Genomic DNA, 19,999 nt, shown 5'->3' on the forward strand with positions numbered 1-19,999 from the left:
GGTGGCGCCGAGGGCTCAGCGCTCGGAGGGGTAGTCCCGCTCCGGCTCGCCCACGTAGAGCTGCTGCGGGCGACCGATCTTCGTCGCGGGGTCCGCGTTCAGCTCGCGCCAGTGCGCGATCCATCCGGGAAGACGACCGATCGCGAACAGCACGGTGAACATCCGTGTCGGGAAGCCCATCGCCTTGTAGATCACCCCGGTGTAGAAGTCCACGTTCGGGTAGAGCTTGCGCTGGCTGAAGTACTCGTCGTCGAGGGCGATCTGCTCGAGCTCCTTGGCGATGTCGAGCAGCGGGTCGTGCACGCCGAGGTCTTGCAGCACGGCATCCGCGCTCTCCTTGACGAGCTTGGCGCGCGGGTCGTAGTTCTTGTACACCCGGTGGCCGAAGCCCATCAGGCGAACGCCGTCTTCCTTGTTCTTCACCCGCTCGACGTAGCGGTGCACGCTCTCGCCCGAGTCACGGATCTTCGCCAGCATGTCGAGCACCGCCTCGTTGGCGCCGCCGTGCAGCGGCCCGTAGAGCGCGTTGATGCCGGCCGAGATCGAGGCGAACAAGTTCGCCTGCGTCGACCCCACGAGACGCACCGTCGAGGTGGACGCGTTCTGCTCGTGATCCGCGTGCAGGATGAGCAGCCGCTCCAGCGCCTTCGACACCGTCGGGTTGACCTCGTACGGCTCCGCCAGAGTGCCGAAGTTCAGGCGCAGGAAGTTGTCGACGAAGCTCAGCGAGTTGTCCGGGTAGAGGAACGCCTGGCCGAGGCTCTTCTTGTGCGCGTACGCCGCGATGACGGGCAGCTTGGCGAGCAGCCGGATGGTGGAGAGCTCGACCGCCTCCGGGTCGCTGATGCTCAGCGAGTCCTGGTAGAACGTGCCGAGCGCTGAGACCGCACTGGAGAGCACGGACATCGGATGCGCGTCATGCGGCAGTGCTCCGAAGAAGCTGCGCAGATCTTCGTGCAGCAGGGTGTGACGGCGGATGCGCTCGTCGAAGTCGCCGAGTTCGTCCTCGGTCGGAAGCTCGCCGTGGATGAGCAGCCACGCCACCTCGAGGAAAGTGGAGTTCGCGGCGAGCTGCTCGATCGGATACCCGCGGTAGCGGAGGATGCCGGCGTCGCCGTCGATGAACGTGATCTCCGAGCGGGTGGCAGCCGTGTTCACGAAGCCGTAGTCGAGAGAGGTGAGGCCGGTCTGCTTCGTGAGCGTCGAGATGTCGATGCTCGAGGCGCCGTCCACACTGGGCAGGATGGGGAACTCGGCTGTACCGCCTGGGTACGTCAGAGTGGCTCGCGTATCGCCGTCCCCTCCGTCGTGACCACCTGCGTTCACTCGAGCCTCCTCACAAGCACCGCCAAAGTTCGTGCCAGTACAGCCTACGGGCAAAGGTGGTCCACTGTCGTACCCGCCAACGACGGCCCGCTTCGGTGCAGTGAAACCGCAAAATCGGCGATCGGATGCCTCGCTCGACAGGACTCAGAGCGCCGCGAGCCGCTCGGCGGCTGCGTCGATCCGCTCGTCGGTCGCGGTGAGCGAGAATCGCACGTGCTGCGGGAAGTGGTCGCCGTAGAAGACGCCGGGACCGGCCAGTACGCCCACGTCGGCGAGCCTGCCCATGGTGGTCCAGGCATCCTCTCCCGCCGTCGCCCAGAGGTAGAGCCCCGCCTCGCTGTGGTCGATGCGGAACCCGGATGCCTGCAGCGCCGGCTTGAGCACGTCGCGACGACGCCGATAGCGCTCGACCTGCTCGCGCACGGCCTCGTCGTCGCCGAGTGCCACGACCATGGCGCTCTGCAGCGGTGCCGGAAGCATCAGCCCTGCGTGCTTGCGCACCGTGAGAAGCTTGGCCATCAGTGCCGGGTCGCCCGCCACGAACGCCGCCCGGTATCCGGCCATGTTCGACTGCTTGCTCAGCGAGTACACCGACAGCACACCAGAGAGGTCGTCGGCCACCACGCGCGGATCCAGGATGCTCGGCACCGGCTCCGTTGCCCACCGGCCGTCCCAGCCGAGTTCGGCGTAGCACTCGTCGTTCGCGATCACCGCGCCCAGCTCCCGTGCCCGCGCTACGGCTGCGCTCAGGAATTCCTCGTCGAGCACGCGGCCATCGGGATTGCCCGGCGAGTTCAACCAGACCAGCCGCGTGCCCTCCGGCCACTCGGCGGGATCGTCGGATGCCACTGCCGTCGCCTGCACGATCGCCGCCCCGATCGCGTACGTCGGGTATGCAGCCCGCGGGTGCACGACGACGTCGCCAGGCCCCAGTCCGAGCAGCACGGGCAGGAGAGCGACGAGTTCCTTCGACCCGATCGTCGGCAGCACGTTGGCAGCGGTGAGACCCGGCACTCCCCTGCGCCGCAGGAACCACGAGACGATGGCGTCGCGCAGTTCGGGGGTACCGGCCGTCTGCGGGTAGGCGTGGGCATCCGTCGCCTCGGCGAGCGCCCGGCGAACGGGTTCGGGGGTCGGATCGACCGGCGAGCCGATCGAGAGGTCGACGATGCCGTCCGGATGCCTGCGGGCGCGCTGCGCGTACGGCGCCACCAGGTCCCAGGGATAGTCGGGCAGCTCGGGGCGGGTCACGTTCAGTGGTTCTGCGGCGGAAGCGCCGCCACCAGCGGGTGGTCCTTCGGGATCACGCCCACCTTGGCTGCACCGCCCGGCGACCCGATGTCGTCGAAGAACTCCACGTTCGCGCGGTAGTAGTCGCTCCACACCTCGGGCAGGTCGTCTTCGTAGTAGATCGCCTCGACCGGGCACACCGGCTCGCAGGCGCCGCAGTCGACGCACTCATCGGGGTGGATGTACAGAGTGCGCTCGCCCTCATAGATGCAGTCCACCGGGCATTCGTCGACGCAGGCTCTGTCCTTGACGTCCACGCACGGCAGTGCGATGACATAGGTCACTTCTCCACTGGCTCCTCTCGGGCTTCTTGAGCGCCATGCCAGTTTAGGCGGATCGACGCGACTCGCAGACCAGCCGACGACATGCAGGGAAACGCGGGCGGCTCAGGATGCCCGCAACCGCTTGGCACCGCCGGGCCAGGCTACAGCGAGCAGCGCGATGACCACCGCGCCGGCCATCCAGATCCAGCCCAGCACGCTGTTCATGATGAGCACGGAACCGCCGAAGCTGCGCTGCGACAACACCGCGATCGCGATGAGGCCGCCGAGCGCGGCGCAGGCGGTGTAGAGGCGTCCGTCGCTCAGGAGCCGGATGCCCGCCAGCAGGCACGCGAGCGCGAGCAGCGCGACCACGATGCCCCACGGCAGCTGCCGGGTGCCGATGGTGGCGCTGTGCACGACCGTGCCGAGCATGCCGAACACGAGTCCGACGATGCCGAGGATCACGGCGGTGAGCGTGCGCAACAGCATGGCGCAATATTACGGGGGCGCCCGCCCGCGGCGGGGAACGAGTGGACAGCCCGACCCGTTCGTGCTTACAGTCGATGCGGGTAAGGTTAGCCTTACCGAAGTCCCTCCCAACGAATCCGAAGGCTCCGCTGTGCTCGCAACCCTGGTCATCGGCCTTCGCGAAGGCCTCGAGGCCGCGCTCATCGTCGGCATCATCGCCGCATTCCTCAAGCGCAACGGGGCGTCGCTGAGACCGATGTGGTTCGGCGTATCGGCGGCTCTGGCCCTGAGCATCGCGGTCGGATTCATCCTGCAGGCGATCGAGGCGAGCCTCCCCCAGGCCGCTCAGGAGGGAATGGAGACGATCATCGGCGCCATCGCCGTGATCTTCGTCACCACGATGATCGTCTGGATGAAGAAGAACTCCCGCGGCATGAAGAAGGAGCTGGAGCGGGAGGCGGCAGCGGCGCTCGGCTCGGGAACGACGTGGGCGCTGGCAGGGATGGCCTTCCTCGCGGTGCTGAAGGAGGGATTCGAGACCTCCGTCTTTCTGCTGGCCACGTTCCAGGCATCCACCAGCGCCGGCGCTGCTGCCCTCGGAGCCGTCATCGGCATCGCGGCCGCGGTCGCGATCGGCATCGGCCTGTACACCGGCGGAGTGCGGCTCAACCTATCGCGGTTCTTCACCGTGACCGGCATCTTCCTGGTCTTCGTCGCTGCGGGGCTCATCGTCACCACGCTGCGCACCGCGCACGAGGCGGGATGGATCTCGTTCGGGCAGCAGCCCACCGTCGACCTCTCCTGGCTCGCCCCCGCCGGGTCGGTACAGGCGGCACTCATCACGGGCGTGCTCGGCATCCCGGCCGACCCGCGGGTCGTCGAGGTGCTCGGCTGGGTGCTCTACGTGGTCCCCGTTCTCGCCTACTCGCTGTGGCCGAAACGGCTGAAGCTCGCCGGCCGCTTCGCACAGAGGGCGATGTTCCTTGCAGCCGCCGTGCTCGGGGCCGCCGCGATCGTGCTCGCCGTCGCGGTACCGATGGGGTCACGACCGGATCTGCCGTCCATCGTTCCGCTCACGGGCGGCGGAACCGCGTCCTTCCAGCCGCAGGGCGACAGCGCCCGGCTCGTCGTCGCGAAGCACGATGCGGCGACCTTCCGCTTCACCGTACCCGAGCCGACGTCGCACGAGGGCGCCGACCGGTCCTGGACCTCCACCACGACCACGCATCCCACCGATCGCCCTGCCTCACTGGACCTCGACGCGCTCGTGCAGTTGAACGGCGGCCGGATTCCGGTGGGTATCGACCCGGTTCGCGCTCCCGGCCCCTACTCGGCCTCCTGGACGACCACCACGTCGGTCACGGCCTACACGCTCGGCGATGGACTCGTGGATGCCTCGAGCCGGGCGCGCACGGTCGTCACGATCTCCGGCGGTGGCCTCGCTGCACCCCGCTCGTTCGCCGTCGACGGCGGGCGCGGTGCGTGGACGGTGAAGCCGGCCGCCGTCGCGGCGTCCAGTGATGCGATCCGGGCGGCGCTGGCATCCGCTCGCGAGGCGGTGCTGTGGAAGCTCTGGCTCCCGCTCGTCTTCGCGATCGCCGCGATCGTGCTCGCACTACGCGGCATCCGCGCCCGGCGCTGGCTCTCGGCGAGGGCGGATGCGGCCCTTCACTCGGACTCCCCTGCTGCCGCGCCGAGCGTCCCTGCGGCCGCAGCGCAGCCCACGACCCCCACCGACGTCGCCCGATCGACGGCGTCCTGACCTCACCGGAGTACAACGAATGCAGCCCAGTAGCCGTCGTCGCATCAGCGTCGGCACGACCGTCGCCGCGGTGATGAGTGCCACTCTCCTGCTCGCGGGATGCGCATCAGATGACAGCGCGGCCAAGCCGTCTGCCTCCGGTGCCTCCCAGGTGAAGATCACGCTCGCGAACGACGGTTCGGCGGATGCCTGCAGCATGGACCACGCATCGGCACCGGCCGGTCCCATCACCTTCACGGTGCACAACGAGAGCGCTACGGGCATCACCGAGGTCGAGCTGCAGAGCGATCAGCGGATCATCGGGGAGAAGGAGAACCTCGCGCCGGGACTGAAGCCGGTGAGCTTCACGCTCACGCTCGGCGGAGGCACGTACACGCTGTACTGCCCCGGCGGCAAGAACGAGAACCTCACGTTCACGGTCACCGGCAAGGCCTCCACGCAGAAGACCGGAAGCGTGCAGACGCTTCTGAAGCAGGGCGCGACGGACTACGCAGGGTACGTCGACGACCAGCTCGCCGGTCTCGTGCAAGGCGTCGCCGGTCTGAAGTCGGCTGTGGACGCGGGCGACGTCAGCGCCGCGGAGCAGGCGTACGGAAAGGCGCGTCCGTTCTACGAGCGCATCGAGTCCGACGTGGACGGGTTCGTGCTGCCCGGCACGAAGGCCAATGACAACGCCGGCAACCTGGACTACCTGATCGACATGCGGGCATCCAACCTCGACGACTCCGTCGGATGGCACGGGTTCCACGCCATCGAACGCGACATGTGGCAGAACGGGGCGATCACCGACAGCACGAAGCAGCTCGCCGCTGAGCTGCAGAAGAACGTCACCACGCTGGCCGGGCTCGCGAAGTCGCTGGACTACAAGCCGGAAGACCTCGCGAACGGCGCAGCCGGCCTGCTCGAAGAGGTGCAGTCGTCGAAGATCAAGGGCGAGGAAGAGGCATACAGCCACACCGACCTGGTCGACTTCGCCGCGAACGTCGAGGGCTCGCAGCAGGCATTCGAGTACCTGAAGCCCGGGCTCACGAAGATCGACTCGGGCCTCACTTCGCAGATCGCGACGCAGTTCGACAAGGTCAACGCGATGCTCGACACCTACCGCGACCCCGCCGCCGTCGGCGGCTACAAGACCTACACGCCCGAGCTCCGCGCAAGCGACGCGAACACGCTCAGCCAGGCGGTGCAGGCCCTGCAGGACCCGCTCTCCCGCCTCGCCGAGAAGGTCGCGACCGCGCAATGACCGGCGTGCCAGAGCCGCGGGAGCAGACCGCACGCCAGAATCCCGACGAGACCTCGCACGTCAGCCGACGTGGTCTGTTCGCCATGGGCGCCGGCGGTCTCGCCGTCGGTGCGCTGGCCGGTGTGGGAGGAACGCTCGCCGCCCAGGCGCTGACGCCGAAGGAACAGGGCGACGCGGTCGACGCCGCCCTGAGCTACCCGTTCTACGGCGGTGGGCATCAGGCGGGCATCCGCACCGAGCCGCAACGGCACTGCGTCTACATGACCTTCGACGTGGATGCCGGCAGCACGGCGACGGATCTCCAGTCCCTGTTCGCGAGGTGGTCGGCCGGCATCGCACAGCTCATGCAGGGCAAGCCGGTCGGCCTCGTACAGCCCACCCGTCCCGGCGCCGTGCCGCAGGACACCGGCGAGGCGGCCGATCTCAGCCCCAACGCCCTCACCGTCACGCTCGGACTCGGGCCCGACCTCTTCGACGACCGTTTCGGGCTGGCCGCCAAGAAGCCGAAGCTGCTCGCCCACCTGCCCGAATTGCCCAGCGACAACCTGCAGAAGGCGCTGACCGGCGGAGACCTCAGCCTGCAGGCGTGCGCGGAGGACCCGCAGGTGGCGTACCACGCCATCCGCGACCTCGCACGCATGGGCCGCGGCACCGTGAGCACCCGATGGACGGTCATGGGGTTCGGGCGCGCCTCGGCCGGTCCGAATCAGACCACGCCGCGCAACCTGATGGGGTTCAAGGACGGCACCCGAAACATCCGCTCAGACGACGAGTACCGGGACTTCGTCTGGCTCGGCGACGACGCAGGATGGATGTCCGGCGGCAGCTACCAAGTCGCCCGCAAGATCCAGATGAACATCGAGATCTGGGATGCCGATCGCATCGGCGACCAACAGACCGTCTTCGGCCGCAGCAAATCCGAGGGCGCGCCGCTGACCGGGACCAAGGAGTTCGACACGCCGGACTTCGCCAAGACGGCGCACGGCGAGCACGTCATCGCGCAGAACTCGCACGTCGCGCTGGCCGCCCACGAGAACAACGGCGGCGTCAAGATCCTGCGCCGCTCCTACAACTACACCGACGGCATCAATCAGTTCGGGCAGCTGGACGCCGGCCTCATGTTCATCGCGTACATGAACGATCCGGCGCACTTCGTGAAGCTGCAGACGCGGCTGGGGTCGTACGACCGGCTCAACGAGTACATCTCCCACATCGGGTCGGCGGTGTTCGCCGTTCCGCCGGCGCCCGAACCAGGACACTTCCTGGCGGAGCAGCTCTTCGCTTAGCTACTTCTTCTCGGTCACCGTGTAGTTGGCGACCCACTTGTCGGACGAGTCCTTCGCTATGACCACGAGCACCGAGTACGGGTCCTTCGTGAACGACGACGTGCCGCCCTTGTCGGTCTTGTTGTTCAGATCCTGCTGAAAGCCGGCGTTAGTGAACTGCGTGTTCACCGCATCGATGGCATCCGGGCCGCTGACCTTGATGGTCACGTTCCAGATCTTGCCGTCGGATGACCCGACCGACGCACCGTAGACGACGTCACCCTGAGCCAGCGGCACGGCTTTCGGGAAGTCCGCGGGCACGGACTTGCCGCCGAGGTCGACGTGACCGTGCGTCACGTTCTTCACCAGGCCCTGCACGCTGCATCCCGACAGCGCGGCTGTCGACCCGAAGGCCAGCAGCACGGTGAGCGGAACGGCGACCAGAGCGCGACGGGTGCGGATCATCCTGACTCCAGTGCTCGACGCCGGCGTAGAGCCGACATCGGTAAGGTAGCGCGGCCCGCTGCGAGGGCATCCCTCATTCCAAGCATTCCTCAAGGTTGAACTGATGCCTGCCACAGGCGACGCCCGGCCCGGGGCGCCCCGGCTCAGCTAAAGCGATTCGCGCTTCAGACGGGCGGCTGCACGGCCGCGCGTCTGCTGGTCCAGCTCGACCTTGCGGATGCGCACCGCCTCCGGCGTCACCTCGACGCACTCGTCTTCGCGGGCGAACTCGAGCGACTCCTCGAGCGTGAGCTGGCGGGACGGCGTCATCGACTCGAACGTGTCGGCCGTCGAGGAACGCATGTTGGTGAGCTTCTTCTCCTTGACGATGTTCACGTCCATGTCGTCGGCGCGGGAGTTCTCCCCCACGACCATGCCCTCGTACACCTCGTCGGTCGGGTTCACGAAGAACGTCATGCGCTCCTGCAGCTGGATGATCGCGTAGGCCGTCACCGAGCCTGCCCGGTCGGCCACGATCGAGCCGTTGCTGCGCGTGACGATGGACCCTGCCCACTCGTCGTATCCGTGCGAGATGGCGTTCGCGATTCCCGTGCCACGCGTCAGCGTGAGGAACTCGGTGCGGAATCCGATCAGGCCGCGCGAGGGCACGATGAACTCCATGCGCACCCAGCCGGTGCCGTGGTTCGACATCGATTCCATGCGGCCCTTGCGTCCGGCCAGCAGCTGCGTGATGGCGCCGAGGTGCTCCTCCGGCGCGTCGATGGTGAGGTGCTCGTACGGCTCGAAGGTCTTGCCGTCCACCTTCTTCGTGACCACCTGGGGCTTACCGACCGTGAGCTCGTAGCCCTCGCGGCGCATCTGCTCGACCAGGATGGCCAGCGCGAGCTCTCCGCGCCCCTGCACCTCCCAGGCATCCGGGCGTCCGATGTCGAGCACGCGCAACGACACGTTGCCGACGAGCTCGCGGTCCAGGCGGTCCTTCACCATGCGTGCGGTGAGCTTGTGCCCCTTGACCTTGCCCACGAGCGGCGACGTGTTCGTGCCGATCGTCATCGAGATCGCCGGGTCGTCGACGTGGATCGCGGGCAGCGGGCGCACGTCGTCGGGGTCGGCGAGCGTGTCGCCGATCATGATGTCGGCGAAGCCGGCGACCGCGACGATGTCGCCGGGGCCGGCGCTCTCCGCCGGGTAGCGGTCCAGCGCCTTCGTCATCAGCAGCTCGGTGACCCGCACGCTGTGCACGTCGCCGTCGTGACGAACCCAGGCGACCGTCTGGCCCTTCTTGATCGTGCCGTTGAAAACGCGCAGCAGGGCGAGGCGGCCGAGGAACGGCGAGGCGTCCAGGTTCGTGACGTGCGCCTGCAGCGGGGCTTCGTCGTCGTAGGTCGGCGCCGGAATGTGCGTGAGGATCGCGTCGAACAGCGGCTCGAGGTCGGGGCTGTCCGGCAGCTCGCCGTTCGCGGGTTCGGCGGCGGATGCCCGCCCCGCCTTGCCCGACGCATACACGACGGGCACGTCGAGGATCGCGTCCAGGTCGAGGTCCGGCACATCGTCGGAAAGGTCGGAGGCGAGGCCGAGCAGCAGGTCCTGGCTCTCGTGCACGACCTCGGCGATGCGGGCATCCGGCCGGTCCGTCTTGTTCACCGCGAGGATGACCGGCAGCTTCGCCTCCAGCGCCTTGCGCAGCACGAAACGGGTCTGCGGCAGCGGTCCCTCACTGGCATCCACCAGCAGCACGACGCCATCGACCATGGAGAGACCGCGCTCCACCTCGCCGCCGAAGTCGGCGTGGCCGGGGGTGTCGATCACGTTGATCGTGACCGGGGTGCCGTTCGCGTGCTTGCCGTTGTACGAGATCGCCGTGTTCTTGGCGAGGATCGTGATCCCCTTCTCGCGCTCCAGCTCGTTCGAGTCCATCGCACGCTCTTCGACGTGCGCGTGCTCGGCGAAGGAGTGGGTCTGGTTCAGCATGGCGTCGACGAGCGTCGTCTTGCCGTGGTCGACGTGGGCGACGATCGCGACGTTGCGCAGATCGTCACGGGAGCGGATGGCCATGGCTGTAGTCCTCGCGTGCAGAGATGAAGTGGATGCCTTCCCGCGCCTGAGCGGTCAAGCCGAAGTCGGATGCGTCGCCTCACGCACCAGGTGCGGGCGGGCACGACGAAAGGGGCGGGAGAACCCCGCCCCTCACGAGTCTACCGCGACCCGCTCAGTCGGTCGGCCGCTTCTCGTCCGGTTCCGGCTCCTCGCCGCCTCCGCCGTAGCCGGCCGCCGCCGGATACTGCTGGGGCTCCGCGTATTCGCCCGCCTCCGGGTGCAGCGCCTTGTTGTCGTACTCGTCGCTGCCCGCCGCCAGGATGCGCGCACGCAGTTCGCGCCGCTCCCTCTGCACCTCAGGGTCGGGAAGCGGCACGGCAGCGATGAGGCGCTGCGTGTACGGATCCTGCGGGTTGCGCAGGATCTCGTCGCGCGTTCCCACCTCGGCGAGACGCCCGAGGTGCATGACCGCGATGCGGTCGGCGAGCACGTCGATGACGGCGAGGTCGTGCGTGACGAAGAGGCAGGCGAACTGGAACTCGGCCTGCAGGTTCTTGATCAACTCGAGCACCGTCGCCTGGACGGAGACGTCGAGCGCCGACGTCGGCTCGTCGGCGATCAGCAGCTCGGGGTGCAGCGAGATGGCACGCGCGATGCCGACGCGCTGTTTCTGGCCGCCGGAGAGCTCGTGCGGGTAGCGGGACCGGTAGGCGGTGGGCAGTTCGACGCTGTCGAGCAGGCCCTGCACCTCCCTCTCGAGCGCTCGGCCCTTGAGACCCTTCGCCAGCAGCAACGGCTCACCGATCGACTGGCCGATCGTCATGCGCGGGTTCAGCGACGACGCGGGGTCCTGGAACACGATGCCGGCGTTCTTGTGCACCTGCCGAACGCGCTTGCGATTCCACGTCGAGAGGTTCACGCCCGTCACGTTGAGCTCACCCGCCGTCACCGGCAGGAGCCCGATGGCGGCACGGCCGAGCGTTGTCTTGCCGGATCCGGACTCGCCGACCAGACCCATCACCTCACCCTTGTGCACGGTGAGGTCGACCCCGTCGATCGCCCGGAACGCCTTCACGCGGCCGTGGCCTGGGTACTCGATGACGATGTTCTTGAACTCGAGGACCTTCTCGCGGGTGTCGAGTTCGGCCGCGACCTCGCGAGCCTCCTCGAGCGCACGCTCGTTCACCTCGATCTGCTCCAGCAGACCCGTCGGGGTGTCGTCCTCAGCCAGGGCGGCCGCGGCCAGCGCCACGGTGACGTCGATCTCCTGACCCTCGGCGCCCTGGCCGAGGTGCGGGACGGCATCCAGCAGGGCGATGGTGTAAGGATGCTTCGGCTCGCGGAAGATCTGCAGCGTGGGTCCGGCCTCGACCACCTCGCCGCGCCGCATGACCGCGACGTGATCGGCGAGGTCGGCGACGACGCCCATGTCGTGCGTGATCAGCAGCACGGCGGAGTCGAGCTTGTCGCTCAGGTTGCGGATCAGGTCGAGGATCTCGGCCTGCACCGTCACATCCAGTGCCGTCGTCGGCTCATCGGCGATCAGCAGACCGGGGTCGCACGCGATCGACTGGGCGATCATGGCGCGCTGCCGCTGTCCGCCGGAGAGCTGGTGCGGGTACGAGTTGAACGCCTTCACCGGATCGGGCAGCTCGACGAGCCCGAGCAGCTCGATCGCGCGCTCCCTCGCCTCGTGCGGTGAGATGCCGTAGTGGATGCGCAGGGTCTCCACGATCTGGAACCCGACGGTGAGCACGGGGTTCAGGGCCGTCATCGGCTCCTGGAAGATGACCGCGATGTCCTTGCCTCGGATGCCGCGCATCTGCGACGCGGGCAGACCGCGCAGCTCGCGTCCGTTCAGCTTGATCGAGCCGCTGACTCGGCTGTTCGGCGGCAGCAGATCGAGTACCGACATCGAGCTGACGCTCTTGCCGGAGCCGGACTCGCCGACGAGCGCCATGACCTCGCCGCGCTTGATCGAGTAGTTGAGCTTCTTGACCGCGGGAACCCAGACGTTGTCCACGGCGAAGTCGACACTGAGGTCGGAGACCTGCAGAACGGGGGTGTTGTTCTCCGGTGCCATCAGACGGCGGCCCCTTCTCGGCCGGTGGGCCGTATTCCAAGTCGTCCACGGCCAGTGAGCCGCGTCACGAGTCCTCGTGCGGTCCGGGTCGCGGGCGGCACGTGCACGGAAGCGTAAGCGGATGCTGCCACCATGGATCCATGCATTCTTCCGCGGCCGTCGACCGTGATGTTTTCGTTTCGAGATTCAACCGCGTGCTCGCGGTCATCGTGTGGGCCCTGGACGCCTTCGTCCTGGTGGGCTACGTGTGGATCCACGGCGGCCTGCGCGATCCCTTCGCGATCGTTCCGGTCGCCCTGGTCGCTCTGCTGGCGTGGGTGGCGCTGTGGCGTCCGAGCATCCGGATCGACGACGACGGCATCCGTGTGGTCAACGTCTTCCGCACCATCACGGTGCCGTGGCCGGCGCTCATCCACATCGACACCAAGTTCGCGCTGACCCTCTTCACGCCCGGGCACCGCTACAGCGTCTGGGCGGCGCCGGCTCCCGGTCGCACCGGAGCGGCCATGGCCGCCCGCAAGCAGGAACGCGGACGCGTCGAGATGGCGCCGGTGAACGAGGACGGAAGCATCCGCCCCGGAGACCTGATCGCGAGCGAGTCGGGCCAGGCGGCCTACCTCATCCGCGAGCGATGGGCGCGCCTGCGTGACGCCGGACGGATCGACGCCGGCATCGCTGACGCGACGCCCGTCGATGTCGACGTGCACTGGTGGCTGAACGGCATCATGGGCGCCCTGCTGGTCGCCACCGTGCTCGTTTTCGTGCTCTGAGTCGATCCGGGTCGACAGAACGGTCATCGGGCACCGGTCCCGCTGCCCGGCGATCCGTCCCCGGAACCCGTCGATGCTCCTCCGCTCACCGGTGGCTCGGCGGCAGCTACCGCTGCCTGCGCCTGCGCCGCCTCTTCCTCCGTCGGCTCCGGCTCACGCGTGCGCTTCAGGCTGAAGCGCTGCTGACGCGGGTCGAAGGCCTCGCGAAGACCGTCTCCCACGAAGTTCACGCAGAGCGCGAGAAGCACGATGAAGAACGCCGGCCACCAGAACAGCCACGGCCGCGTGGTGAACGCGCTCTGGTTCTGACTGATCAGAAGACCGAGCGACGAGTCCGGCGGCTTGATGCCGAAGCCGAGGTAGCTGATCGCGGTCTCGAGAAGGATGGCCGCGGCGATCAACAGCGTCGACGCGACGATGACGACGCCGATCGCGTTCGGCAGGATGTGCCGGAAGATGATGCGCGCATCCGAGGCGCCTGCAACCCGTGCGGCTTCCACGAACTCCCGCTCACGAAGCGCGAGGAACTCGCTTCGAACGAGGCGGGCGATCACCATCCAGGAGACGAAGGCGAGGAGCACCGCCAGGCCCAGAGCGCCGAGGCCGCCCGCCGTGCGTCCGACGATCGCGCCGATGACGAGAGCGGGAATCACGATGAAGATGTCGGTGATGCGCATCAGCACCGCGTCGACCCAGCCCCTGAAGTAGCCGGCGATGGCGCCGACGATGACACCGATGACGGTGGCGACGACACCGAGCACGACCATCACGAGAACCGAGTTCTGGATGCCGCGCATGGTCAGCGCGAAGTAGTCCTTGCCGATGCGGTCTTGTCCGAACGGATGCTCGCCGAGGTTGAACGGCCACAGCTGCAACGTAGGCGCTCCCTGGTTGACCTGCGGATTGAGCTGCGTGTAGCTGTAGTGCCACCATCCGTGGATCGGTCCGAGACCGATGGCCGAGATGGAGAACACCAGAACCGCCACATAGACGATCAGCGCAGCGACCGCGACCTTGTTCTTCAGGAAGCGGCGGAAGATGATCCGGCCTTGGCTCTGGCCCTTCTCGGCCTTCTCCGTCTCGGCGAGTTCGAAGCCGTCGCTCACGCCGGGCTCGGGCAGATTTCCCTGAATAGTGCTCATGCGGCCACCTCCGCGGCCAGAAGTCTCGTGAGCTTCCGCTGAATGCTCGCCCGGGTCATCGCACACGCACCCGAGGATCGAGCGCCGAGTAGGTCAGGTCGGCGAGGAAGTTGAACGTGATGGCGGTGATGGCGACGACGATGAAGTAGCCCATGATCGGATTCACGTCTGTTCGGAACAGGCCGGCGATGAACAGCTGCCCCATGCCGCTGATGCTGAAGATGTACTCCGTGATCACGGCACCACCCAGCAGCGCTCCCATGTCGGTGGCGACGAGCGTCGTGATGGGGATCAGCATGTTGCGGAACGCGTGACGCACGATCACCGTCCGTTCCGGCAGACCCTTCGCCCGCGCGGTTCGCACATAGTCCTGGTTCAGCACCTCCAGCATCCCGGACCGCGAGTAACGCGTGTAGCCGGCGAAGCTGATCAGGAGCAGGCTCATGGTCGGCAGCAGGAAGTGCGTGAACGTGTCGAGACCGGTGATCCAGACGTCGCCGTTCAGGCCAGGTGTGCCAGCGCCCACGGTGGCCAGTGGGCGGTCGTTCGTGAGATCCATGTACGCGGGCCACGACCGCATCAGACGGTCGAGCACGACGACGCCCGAGGTGAGGAACGCGGTCAGTGCGCCGATGCGCATCATCAGGCCACGGTCGTAGCCGCCGACGAAGAAGCCGACGAGCAGCCCGACTCCGATCGCCACGACAGCGAGGATGATCAGGGTCCCGAAGCTCGACATGTTCAGCAGCCACTGCAGGCCGAAGTAGCAGGCGATCGCGATCACCGCCGTGACACCGCCGGTGATCCACGCCTTGCGGTTGCGCGTGCCCGCCAGGAGCGCGACGACACCGTAGGCGATCGCCGCGCAGAAGATGATCACGACCACGGGTCCCAAGGACGGCTTGATGAACCACTGGGTCACCGACATGTACCACAGGATCAGCGCGGTCACCGCGCCTGCGATCAAGAAGGTGATGACGCGCTTCCGGAAGTTGCCGCCCGCAACGAGCTGCACGACGAGGCCGACCACGATGCCCCAGACGGCAAGCGCAAGAGGCGACAGCGTGGGATCGGCGAGGAAGTTGTTGTAGCCCAGCGCGATGAAGCTCTTCAGCAGCACCGCGATGAGGAACGACGGCAACGAGAACAGGAAGAAGCTCACCAGCGTGATCGAGTAGTCGAAGCCGCTGAAGGCGCGCAGAGCGGTGATGATGCCCAGCGCGACGCCGAGAACGACAGCGAGCACGAAGGCCAGCGTGACGAGCTGGATCGTCGCCAGAGTCGCCTGCGGCAGGAGCTGGGTGACCGCCTGGTTCTGGAACGTCGTTCCTAGATCGCAGCCTCCACCGACGGGAACGATGCATCGGGCGACGCCGCCGAGCCAGAGCAGCCAGCGAACGGGCGCAGGCAGATCGAGGTGCTGCGTGTGGATGCGGGTTTCGATGAGGGCTTGCTTGTTGGGGGAATTGCTGCCTTCGAGATCCTGAAGCGGATCACCGGAATTGGCCGCGAGCACATACATGATGAACGACGCGGCGATGAAGACCAGGATTGAGACGCCGATGCGTCTCGCAATGTAACTCACCATTGGTTTGGGGAACCTCTACTTCACGGAGGCGGGAACGCATGCGCGGCGTCGTTGCCACGGGCTGCCTCCAGATACTACGCCGAGACGGCTGGGCCCAGCGACGGGGCGCCGGTCCAATGGACACGGCGCCCCGCGCGACTGAGTGATCTTAGCCGTTCAGTCCGAGCCTGAAAGCTACTTGCTCCAATCCCAGACGTTCCAGACGATACCCGTCTGACCACCGAACCAGCCGACGCCCTTGAGCTTCGAGCTGGTGGCGAAGACGCCAGGCAGCTGGAACAGCGGCAGGCCGTAGAAGTTGGTGAAGGCGATCTTGTCCAGCTGGAACTTGATCGACTGCAGCTTCTTCGGGTCCAGAGTCGTCTGCGACTGGTTGGCCAGCGTGTTCGCCTCGGGAATGTTGAAGTTGTTGTAGTTCGACCCGTTGCCGGTCTGGAACAGCTGCGGCAGTGCCGCGTTGCCCACACCGGGGTTGATCCAACCGAACAGCGACGCGTCGTAGGCGCCACCAGGGAGCAGCGAGCTCCACTGCGGCGAACCACCGTCGACCACATTGAAGCCGGCCTTCGCAGCCGACGACTGGATGGCCTGGAACGAGTCCACGCGGTTCGGGTTGCCCGTGTTGTAGAGGATCTTCACGGTCGGCGTCTTGCCGGCGAGGAGCTGCTTCGCCTTGTCGATGTCGACCTTGTCGAACTCGCTGGAGCCGTTCTGCTTCACCGACTCGTCATATCCGGCCTGCGACGGCAGGAAGATCTGCGAGTCGAGCACCTTGGCCTTCGGGTTGATCGGCGTGATGATCGCGTTCAGGATGTCCTGACGCGGGATCGTGAGCAGGAACGCCTCGCGCACCTTCGGGTCACTGAACACCGGCGACTTGAAGTTCAGGTCGAGGTGGTCGTATGCGACCTGGTCACCCGTGATGGTCTTGACCCCGGAAGCCGCCTTCAGCGCCTTCAGCGTGTCGGCGGATGCCTGCGGCTGGATCGCGTCGACCTCGCCGTTCTGGAGAGCCGTGACCTGCGCGTTCGCGTCACCGATGAAGCGCATGACCAGCTTGCCGAACTTCACGGCGTGCTTGCCCTTGTAGTACTTGTTGGGCACCAAGGTCATGGACTGCTTCGGCGTCCACGAGGAGACCTGAAGCGGGCCACCGGAGACGATGAGCTTCTTGTCCTTCGGAAGCGACGTCGCGTCGAAGCCGGTGTTCCAGAACTTCGCGGCCTTCTCCAGAGTGGGGTTGGCGGGAGCGGGGTTCGACGGGTCGCCGGCCGGCGTCTTCAGGAACGCGTTGGTCAGGTCCTTGGTCGAGACACCGATCTCAGCCGCGACGACGTGCGCCGGGATCTGGATCGGGTTGACGATGTTCCAGTCCACGTACGGCTGCTTGTAGGTGAACGTGATGGTGTGGTTGTTGTTGCTGATCTTGGGCAGATCGGTCTGGAACACGCACCCGCCGGCGGTCGAGAAGTACTGGGTTCCCTTCACGACGTTGCCGTTGTCGTCCAGCGTCGACGAGTCGTAGTAGCACGACGTGGTCGCCCAGCCGAGCATGAGGTCGTCAGCCGTCATCGGCGTGCCGTCCGACCACTTGTCGTCACTGTTCAGCGTGTACTCGACTTTGAGCGGGCTGTTGCTGAGCTTCTTGTACGTGCCGAGGTCGGTGTTGGGCACGACGTTGAACTTCTGGTCCAGCGTGAAGAACTGCGGCTGGGTCAAGTAGTTGATGACACCGTTCGTGTCGAGGTTGCCCTGGGGCGTCGCCTGGTTGAACGACGTGACCTCATTGACCTGGGCGATCGTGATGGTCTTTCCGCCGGACGATGCCTCGCTCGAGGGCGTGCTCGTCGTGCAGCCGGAGAGCACAAGCCCAGCGGCGGCGGCGACCGCGACGGCACCCACAACGGGACGCAGACGCTTTCGCGTGATCTTCAATGTTCCTCCTGGTTGGGAATTGCGCGCGCCGAACGGGGTACGGCGACGCACGCGAGATAGCAACGAAGATAGACACCTCAGCCGCGCGGCACAAAACCCACGGCGGGAACCGTTACGAGGTAGTGACCGTGGAAGCAGAATTCGGGCGTCTATTTCCGGCGCCGCGCGGATTTTGAGCGCGAATTGCAACATTTGAGCAATCTCGAGCATTGCTCATTATTCGCTCTCCGCTCGTGCTTCGGGACCACGCGATGTCCCGCCCATGACAGGATGACTGGCATGGGCGAGGCGGGTGACGTGCGACTGCCCCGGGCATCCTTCCCCCTCGAAAACGTCGTGGATCACGGGCACCGAGCGCGGCTGTGGTGGGAAGTCGGGATCGTTCTCGGGCTGTCGCTCGGGCAGTCCGCCGTGTACTCGATCTTCACGATCGTGCAGCGGCTCGCCGCCCCCACTCCGCTGAAGGACCAGAGCGCGCAGCTGAACCCGTCGCAGTCGTCGACGCAGTGGGTGGACTTCACGTACCAGGTGCTCGACATCGGCTTCTCGTTGATGGCGGTCGCACTCGCCGTCTATCTGCTCTGGCAGCCGACGCGAAGCGGGTTCCGTCGCATCGGTCTGGACTGGACGCGACCGTGGCGCGACCTCGGCGGCGGTGCACTCCTCGTGGCCGTGATCGGCGTGCCGGGACTCGCCCTGTACGCGGTGGGGCGCGCGATCGGCATCACGGTCGACGTGCAGGCGTCCCCGCTCGACCAGTACTGGTGGACCGTGCCCGTCCTCCTGCTCTCCGCCGTGCGCGCGGCGCTGCAGGAGGAGATCATCATGATCGGGTACCTCTTCACGCGCCTGAGGCAGCTCGGTTGGAACTCGTGGTGGGTGATCGTCGCATCGGCGCTCGTGCGGGGCAGCTACCACCTGTACCAGGGCATCGGGCCGTTCTTCGGCAACGCGGCGATGGGCATCGTCTTCGGATGGTGCTACCGACGGTGGGGACGCACGGCGCCGCTCGTGGTCGCTCACAGCCTCCTCGACATCGTGTCGTTCGTCGGCTACCCCCTCGCCGTCGCGCTGTGGCCCGGCGTCTTCGGCCCCTCCAAGTGACCTCCCGTCGCGCCCTCCCCTCCGCTCCCTCGCGTCCTCCGCGAGACTGCACGCCCGTCCCGAAACAGCGGGTAACAACCACAGCCTCGGGACGGGCGTGCAGTCTCGCGAAAAATGGGCCGGGGAGGCGGGCGCCGCACTGAGCGCACGGCGGGACTAGTTGTCCACAGTCGGCGACAACACGCGTGGTACACACAGTTGGCGACATCGCCGTCCCCGCGATTCCTGCTTGGGCAAAGCTCCAGGAATGCAACTCTTTACCACCATCACGCCAACGCCCGCGACCATTCCGGCGGTCGCGCGTCCGTCCGTCCCGTTGATGCACGCATCCCAACTGACACACGTCGAGCGTCTGCTGGCGCGCAAGCAGGTGGTGCGCGTTGGGCGCGCCGTTTACGCATGGTCCGAAGACTGGCGTGGACTCGCACCCTGGCAGCGCTACCTGTGCCGGGTGCACGCCGTAGCGCTGACGCACCCGGATGCCATCTTCTGTTGTGAGTCGGCGGCAGTGCTCTGGGGTCTGCCGGTCTTCGGTGATCCGGGCATCGTGCATATCCTCGGCGGCACGGAGGCCACCTCGCGCGTCCACCACGGCATCCGAACGCACACATCCAGGCAACGCGATGATGTCGTCGATCTGGGTGGGATCCTGGTCACTGGCCGCGCGACGACCGTCGTCGATATCGCGCGGAGCCGCCACCACATCATCGGATTCACGCTCGCGAACGCCGCGCTGCGCCAGGACCCGACGCTCAGTCTCGACCTGCTGGCCGACTCGAACGAGAACCGGCCGAGCACTCGGGGACGGAGACACGCGCGTTGGGTGCTCGCGAACGCCACGGCGCTGCCGGAAACACCGCTGGAGGCGATGAGTCTCGCCGTGTTGCTGTGGCTCGGCTTCGAGCAACCCGCACTGCAGGTCGAGTTTCCGTACAGCGGAGGTGTCGATCGCGTCGACTTCTGGTGGGAGGGAAGACGGATGGTCGGCGAGTCCGACGGGGATCTCAAGTACGACGGGTCACTCGGCATCGAACCAGCCGACGCCATCCGGGCGGAGAAGGAGCGCGATCGACGACTCCTCCGAAGTGCCGATGGCATCGCTCACTGGGGATGGCGCGACGTTGTGCTTGTCTCTCCTCTGCGCGCCGAGGTGCTCCGCGCGGGCTTGCGGCCGGTCCGCGCCGAGGATGCGGCGTCTCTCGCCGGTATCGCGAAAGCATTGCGGTCCAAGTAGGAGCTCGGCCCGTTCCGTTCTCGA

16 protein-coding genes are annotated in these 19,999 nt (G+C 66.9%); 6 read left to right on the forward strand and 10 right to left on the reverse strand.

Features of this window, described 5'->3' with window-relative positions; genetic code table 11:
- Positions 1-15: 15 nt before the first annotated feature.
- From ACTHNC_RS11145 to ACTHNC_RS11160, 4 genes are all read right to left on the reverse strand, one after another.
- Positions 16-1,326 (reverse strand): citrate synthase, encoded by a 1,311-nt coding sequence (locus ACTHNC_RS11145; RefSeq protein ID WP_440294663.1) that lies wholly within the window; start codon positions 1,324-1,326, stop codon positions 16-18.
- A gap of 144 nt (positions 1,327-1,470) precedes the next feature.
- Entirely contained in the window at positions 1,471-2,577 is a 1,107-nt protein-coding gene (gene dapC / locus ACTHNC_RS11150; protein ID WP_440294664.1) for a succinyldiaminopimelate transaminase, read from the reverse strand.
- 2 nt (positions 2,578-2,579) lie between these two features.
- The gene (fdxA, locus tag ACTHNC_RS11155; protein ID WP_325454634.1) at positions 2,580-2,900 is read right to left on the reverse strand and encodes a ferredoxin; all 321 of its coding nucleotides are present in this window, start codon (positions 2,898-2,900) and stop codon (positions 2,580-2,582) included.
- A 102-nt stretch (positions 2,901-3,002) separates the two neighbouring features.
- Positions 3,003-3,368, reverse strand: a complete 366-nt coding sequence (locus ACTHNC_RS11160) for a hypothetical protein (RefSeq protein WP_440294665.1) — start codon at positions 3,366-3,368, stop codon at positions 3,003-3,005.
- Positions 3,369-3,498: 130 nt separating this feature from the next.
- On the opposite strand from ACTHNC_RS11160, the gene efeU reads away from it, so the two are divergent.
- From efeU to efeB, 3 genes are read left to right on the forward strand one after another with little or no spacing between them, the layout of a single operon-like run.
- The gene (efeU, locus tag ACTHNC_RS11165) at positions 3,499-5,109 is read left to right on the forward strand and encodes an iron uptake transporter permease EfeU (RefSeq protein WP_440294666.1); all 1,611 of its coding nucleotides are present in this window, start codon (positions 3,499-3,501) and stop codon (positions 5,107-5,109) included.
- A 19-nt stretch (positions 5,110-5,128) separates the two neighbouring features.
- The gene (gene efeO / locus ACTHNC_RS11170; RefSeq protein ID WP_440294667.1) at positions 5,129-6,352 is read left to right on the forward strand and encodes an iron uptake system protein EfeO; all 1,224 of its coding nucleotides are present in this window, start codon (positions 5,129-5,131) and stop codon (positions 6,350-6,352) included.
- Entirely contained in the window at positions 6,349-7,638 is a 1,290-nt protein-coding gene (efeB, locus tag ACTHNC_RS11175; RefSeq protein ID WP_440294668.1) for an iron uptake transporter deferrochelatase/peroxidase subunit, read from the forward strand. Before efeO ends, efeB begins: the two co-directional genes overlap by 4 nt.
- On the opposite strand, the gene ACTHNC_RS11180 is transcribed toward efeB, so the two are convergent.
- The 3 genes from ACTHNC_RS11180 to ACTHNC_RS11190 all read right to left on the reverse strand — a co-directional run bounded on the left by ACTHNC_RS11180 (position 7,639) and on the right by ACTHNC_RS11190 (position 12,202).
- Positions 7,639-8,082: a hypothetical protein gene (locus tag ACTHNC_RS11180; protein ID WP_440294669.1), complete on the reverse strand. Its 444-nt coding sequence runs from the start codon at positions 8,080-8,082 to the stop codon at positions 7,639-7,641. It lies immediately after the preceding gene.
- Between the two features lie 147 nt (positions 8,083-8,229).
- Positions 8,230-10,137 carry a translational GTPase TypA gene (gene typA / locus ACTHNC_RS11185; RefSeq protein ID WP_440294670.1) on the reverse strand — a complete coding sequence of 636 codons (1,908 nt, stop codon included), beginning with the start codon at positions 10,135-10,137 and terminating at the stop codon, positions 8,230-8,232.
- 154 nt (positions 10,138-10,291) lie between these two features.
- Complete coding sequence (locus ACTHNC_RS11190) at positions 10,292-12,202, reverse strand: ABC transporter ATP-binding protein (RefSeq protein WP_440294671.1); 1,911 nt, start codon at positions 12,200-12,202, stop codon at positions 10,292-10,294.
- 140 nt (positions 12,203-12,342) lie between these two features.
- On the opposite strand from ACTHNC_RS11190, the gene ACTHNC_RS11195 reads away from it, so the two are divergent.
- Complete coding sequence (locus ACTHNC_RS11195; RefSeq protein ID WP_440294672.1) at positions 12,343-12,972, forward strand: PH domain-containing protein; 630 nt, start codon at positions 12,343-12,345, stop codon at positions 12,970-12,972.
- Positions 12,973-12,995: 23 nt separating this feature from the next.
- Here ACTHNC_RS11195 and ACTHNC_RS11200 read toward each other — a convergent pair whose 3' ends face one another.
- The 3 genes from ACTHNC_RS11200 to ACTHNC_RS11210 form a co-directional block, all read right to left on the reverse strand.
- Complete coding sequence (locus ACTHNC_RS11200; RefSeq protein WP_440294673.1) at positions 12,996-14,114, reverse strand: ABC transporter permease; 1,119 nt, start codon at positions 14,112-14,114, stop codon at positions 12,996-12,998.
- A gap of 55 nt (positions 14,115-14,169) precedes the next feature.
- Positions 14,170-15,702 carry an ABC transporter permease subunit gene (locus ACTHNC_RS11205; protein WP_440294674.1) on the reverse strand — a complete coding sequence of 511 codons (1,533 nt, stop codon included), beginning with the start codon at positions 15,700-15,702 and terminating at the stop codon, positions 14,170-14,172.
- Positions 15,703-15,876: 174 nt separating this feature from the next.
- Positions 15,877-17,637 carry an ABC transporter family substrate-binding protein gene (locus ACTHNC_RS11210; RefSeq protein ID WP_440294675.1) on the reverse strand — a complete coding sequence of 587 codons (1,761 nt, stop codon included), beginning with the start codon at positions 17,635-17,637 and terminating at the stop codon, positions 15,877-15,879.
- A 279-nt stretch (positions 17,638-17,916) separates the two neighbouring features.
- On the opposite strand from ACTHNC_RS11210, the gene ACTHNC_RS11215 reads away from it, so the two are divergent.
- Together ACTHNC_RS11215 and ACTHNC_RS11220 are read left to right on the forward strand one after the other, a co-directional pair.
- Positions 17,917-18,741, forward strand: a complete 825-nt coding sequence (locus ACTHNC_RS11215; protein WP_440294676.1) for a CPBP family glutamic-type intramembrane protease — start codon at positions 17,917-17,919, stop codon at positions 18,739-18,741.
- 247 nt (positions 18,742-18,988) lie between these two features.
- Entirely contained in the window at positions 18,989-19,975 is a 987-nt protein-coding gene (locus tag ACTHNC_RS11220; protein WP_440294677.1) for a hypothetical protein, read from the forward strand.
- Positions 19,976-19,999: the final 24 nt, after the last annotated feature.

The organism is Humibacter sp. (genome assembly GCF_051954055.1).
Taxonomy (GTDB): domain Bacteria; phylum Actinomycetota; class Actinomycetes; order Actinomycetales; family Microbacteriaceae; genus Humibacter.

Bases quoted from the DNA above. Each gene is read 5' to 3' on its own strand.
- typA (WP_440294670.1), bottom strand. From the start codon at position 10,137: ATGGCCATCCGCTCCCGTGACGATCTGCGCAACGTCGCGATCGTCGCC.
- ACTHNC_RS11200 (WP_440294673.1), bottom strand. From the start codon at position 14,114: ATGAGCACTATTCAGGGAAATCTGCCCGAGCCCGGCGTGAGCGACGGC.
- ACTHNC_RS11215 (WP_440294676.1), top strand. From the start codon at position 17,917: ATGGGCGAGGCGGGTGACGTGCGACTGCCCCGGGCATCCTTCCCCCTC.
- ACTHNC_RS11195 (WP_440294672.1), top strand. From the start codon at position 12,343: ATGCATTCTTCCGCGGCCGTCGACCGTGATGTTTTCGTTTCGAGATTC.
- ACTHNC_RS11190 (WP_440294671.1), bottom strand. From the start codon at position 12,202: ATGGCACCGGAGAACAACACCCCCGTTCTGCAGGTCTCCGACCTCAGT.
- ACTHNC_RS11180 (WP_440294669.1), bottom strand. From the start codon at position 8,082: ATGATCCGCACCCGTCGCGCTCTGGTCGCCGTTCCGCTCACCGTGCTG.
- ACTHNC_RS11205 (WP_440294674.1), bottom strand. From the start codon at position 15,702: ATGGTGAGTTACATTGCGAGACGCATCGGCGTCTCAATCCTGGTCTTC.
- ACTHNC_RS11220 (WP_440294677.1), top strand. From the start codon at position 18,989: ATGCAACTCTTTACCACCATCACGCCAACGCCCGCGACCATTCCGGCG.
- ACTHNC_RS11160 (WP_440294665.1), bottom strand. From the start codon at position 3,368: ATGCTGTTGCGCACGCTCACCGCCGTGATCCTCGGCATCGTCGGACTC.
- efeO (WP_440294667.1), top strand. From the start codon at position 5,129: ATGCAGCCCAGTAGCCGTCGTCGCATCAGCGTCGGCACGACCGTCGCC.
- efeB (WP_440294668.1), top strand. From the start codon at position 6,349: ATGACCGGCGTGCCAGAGCCGCGGGAGCAGACCGCACGCCAGAATCCC.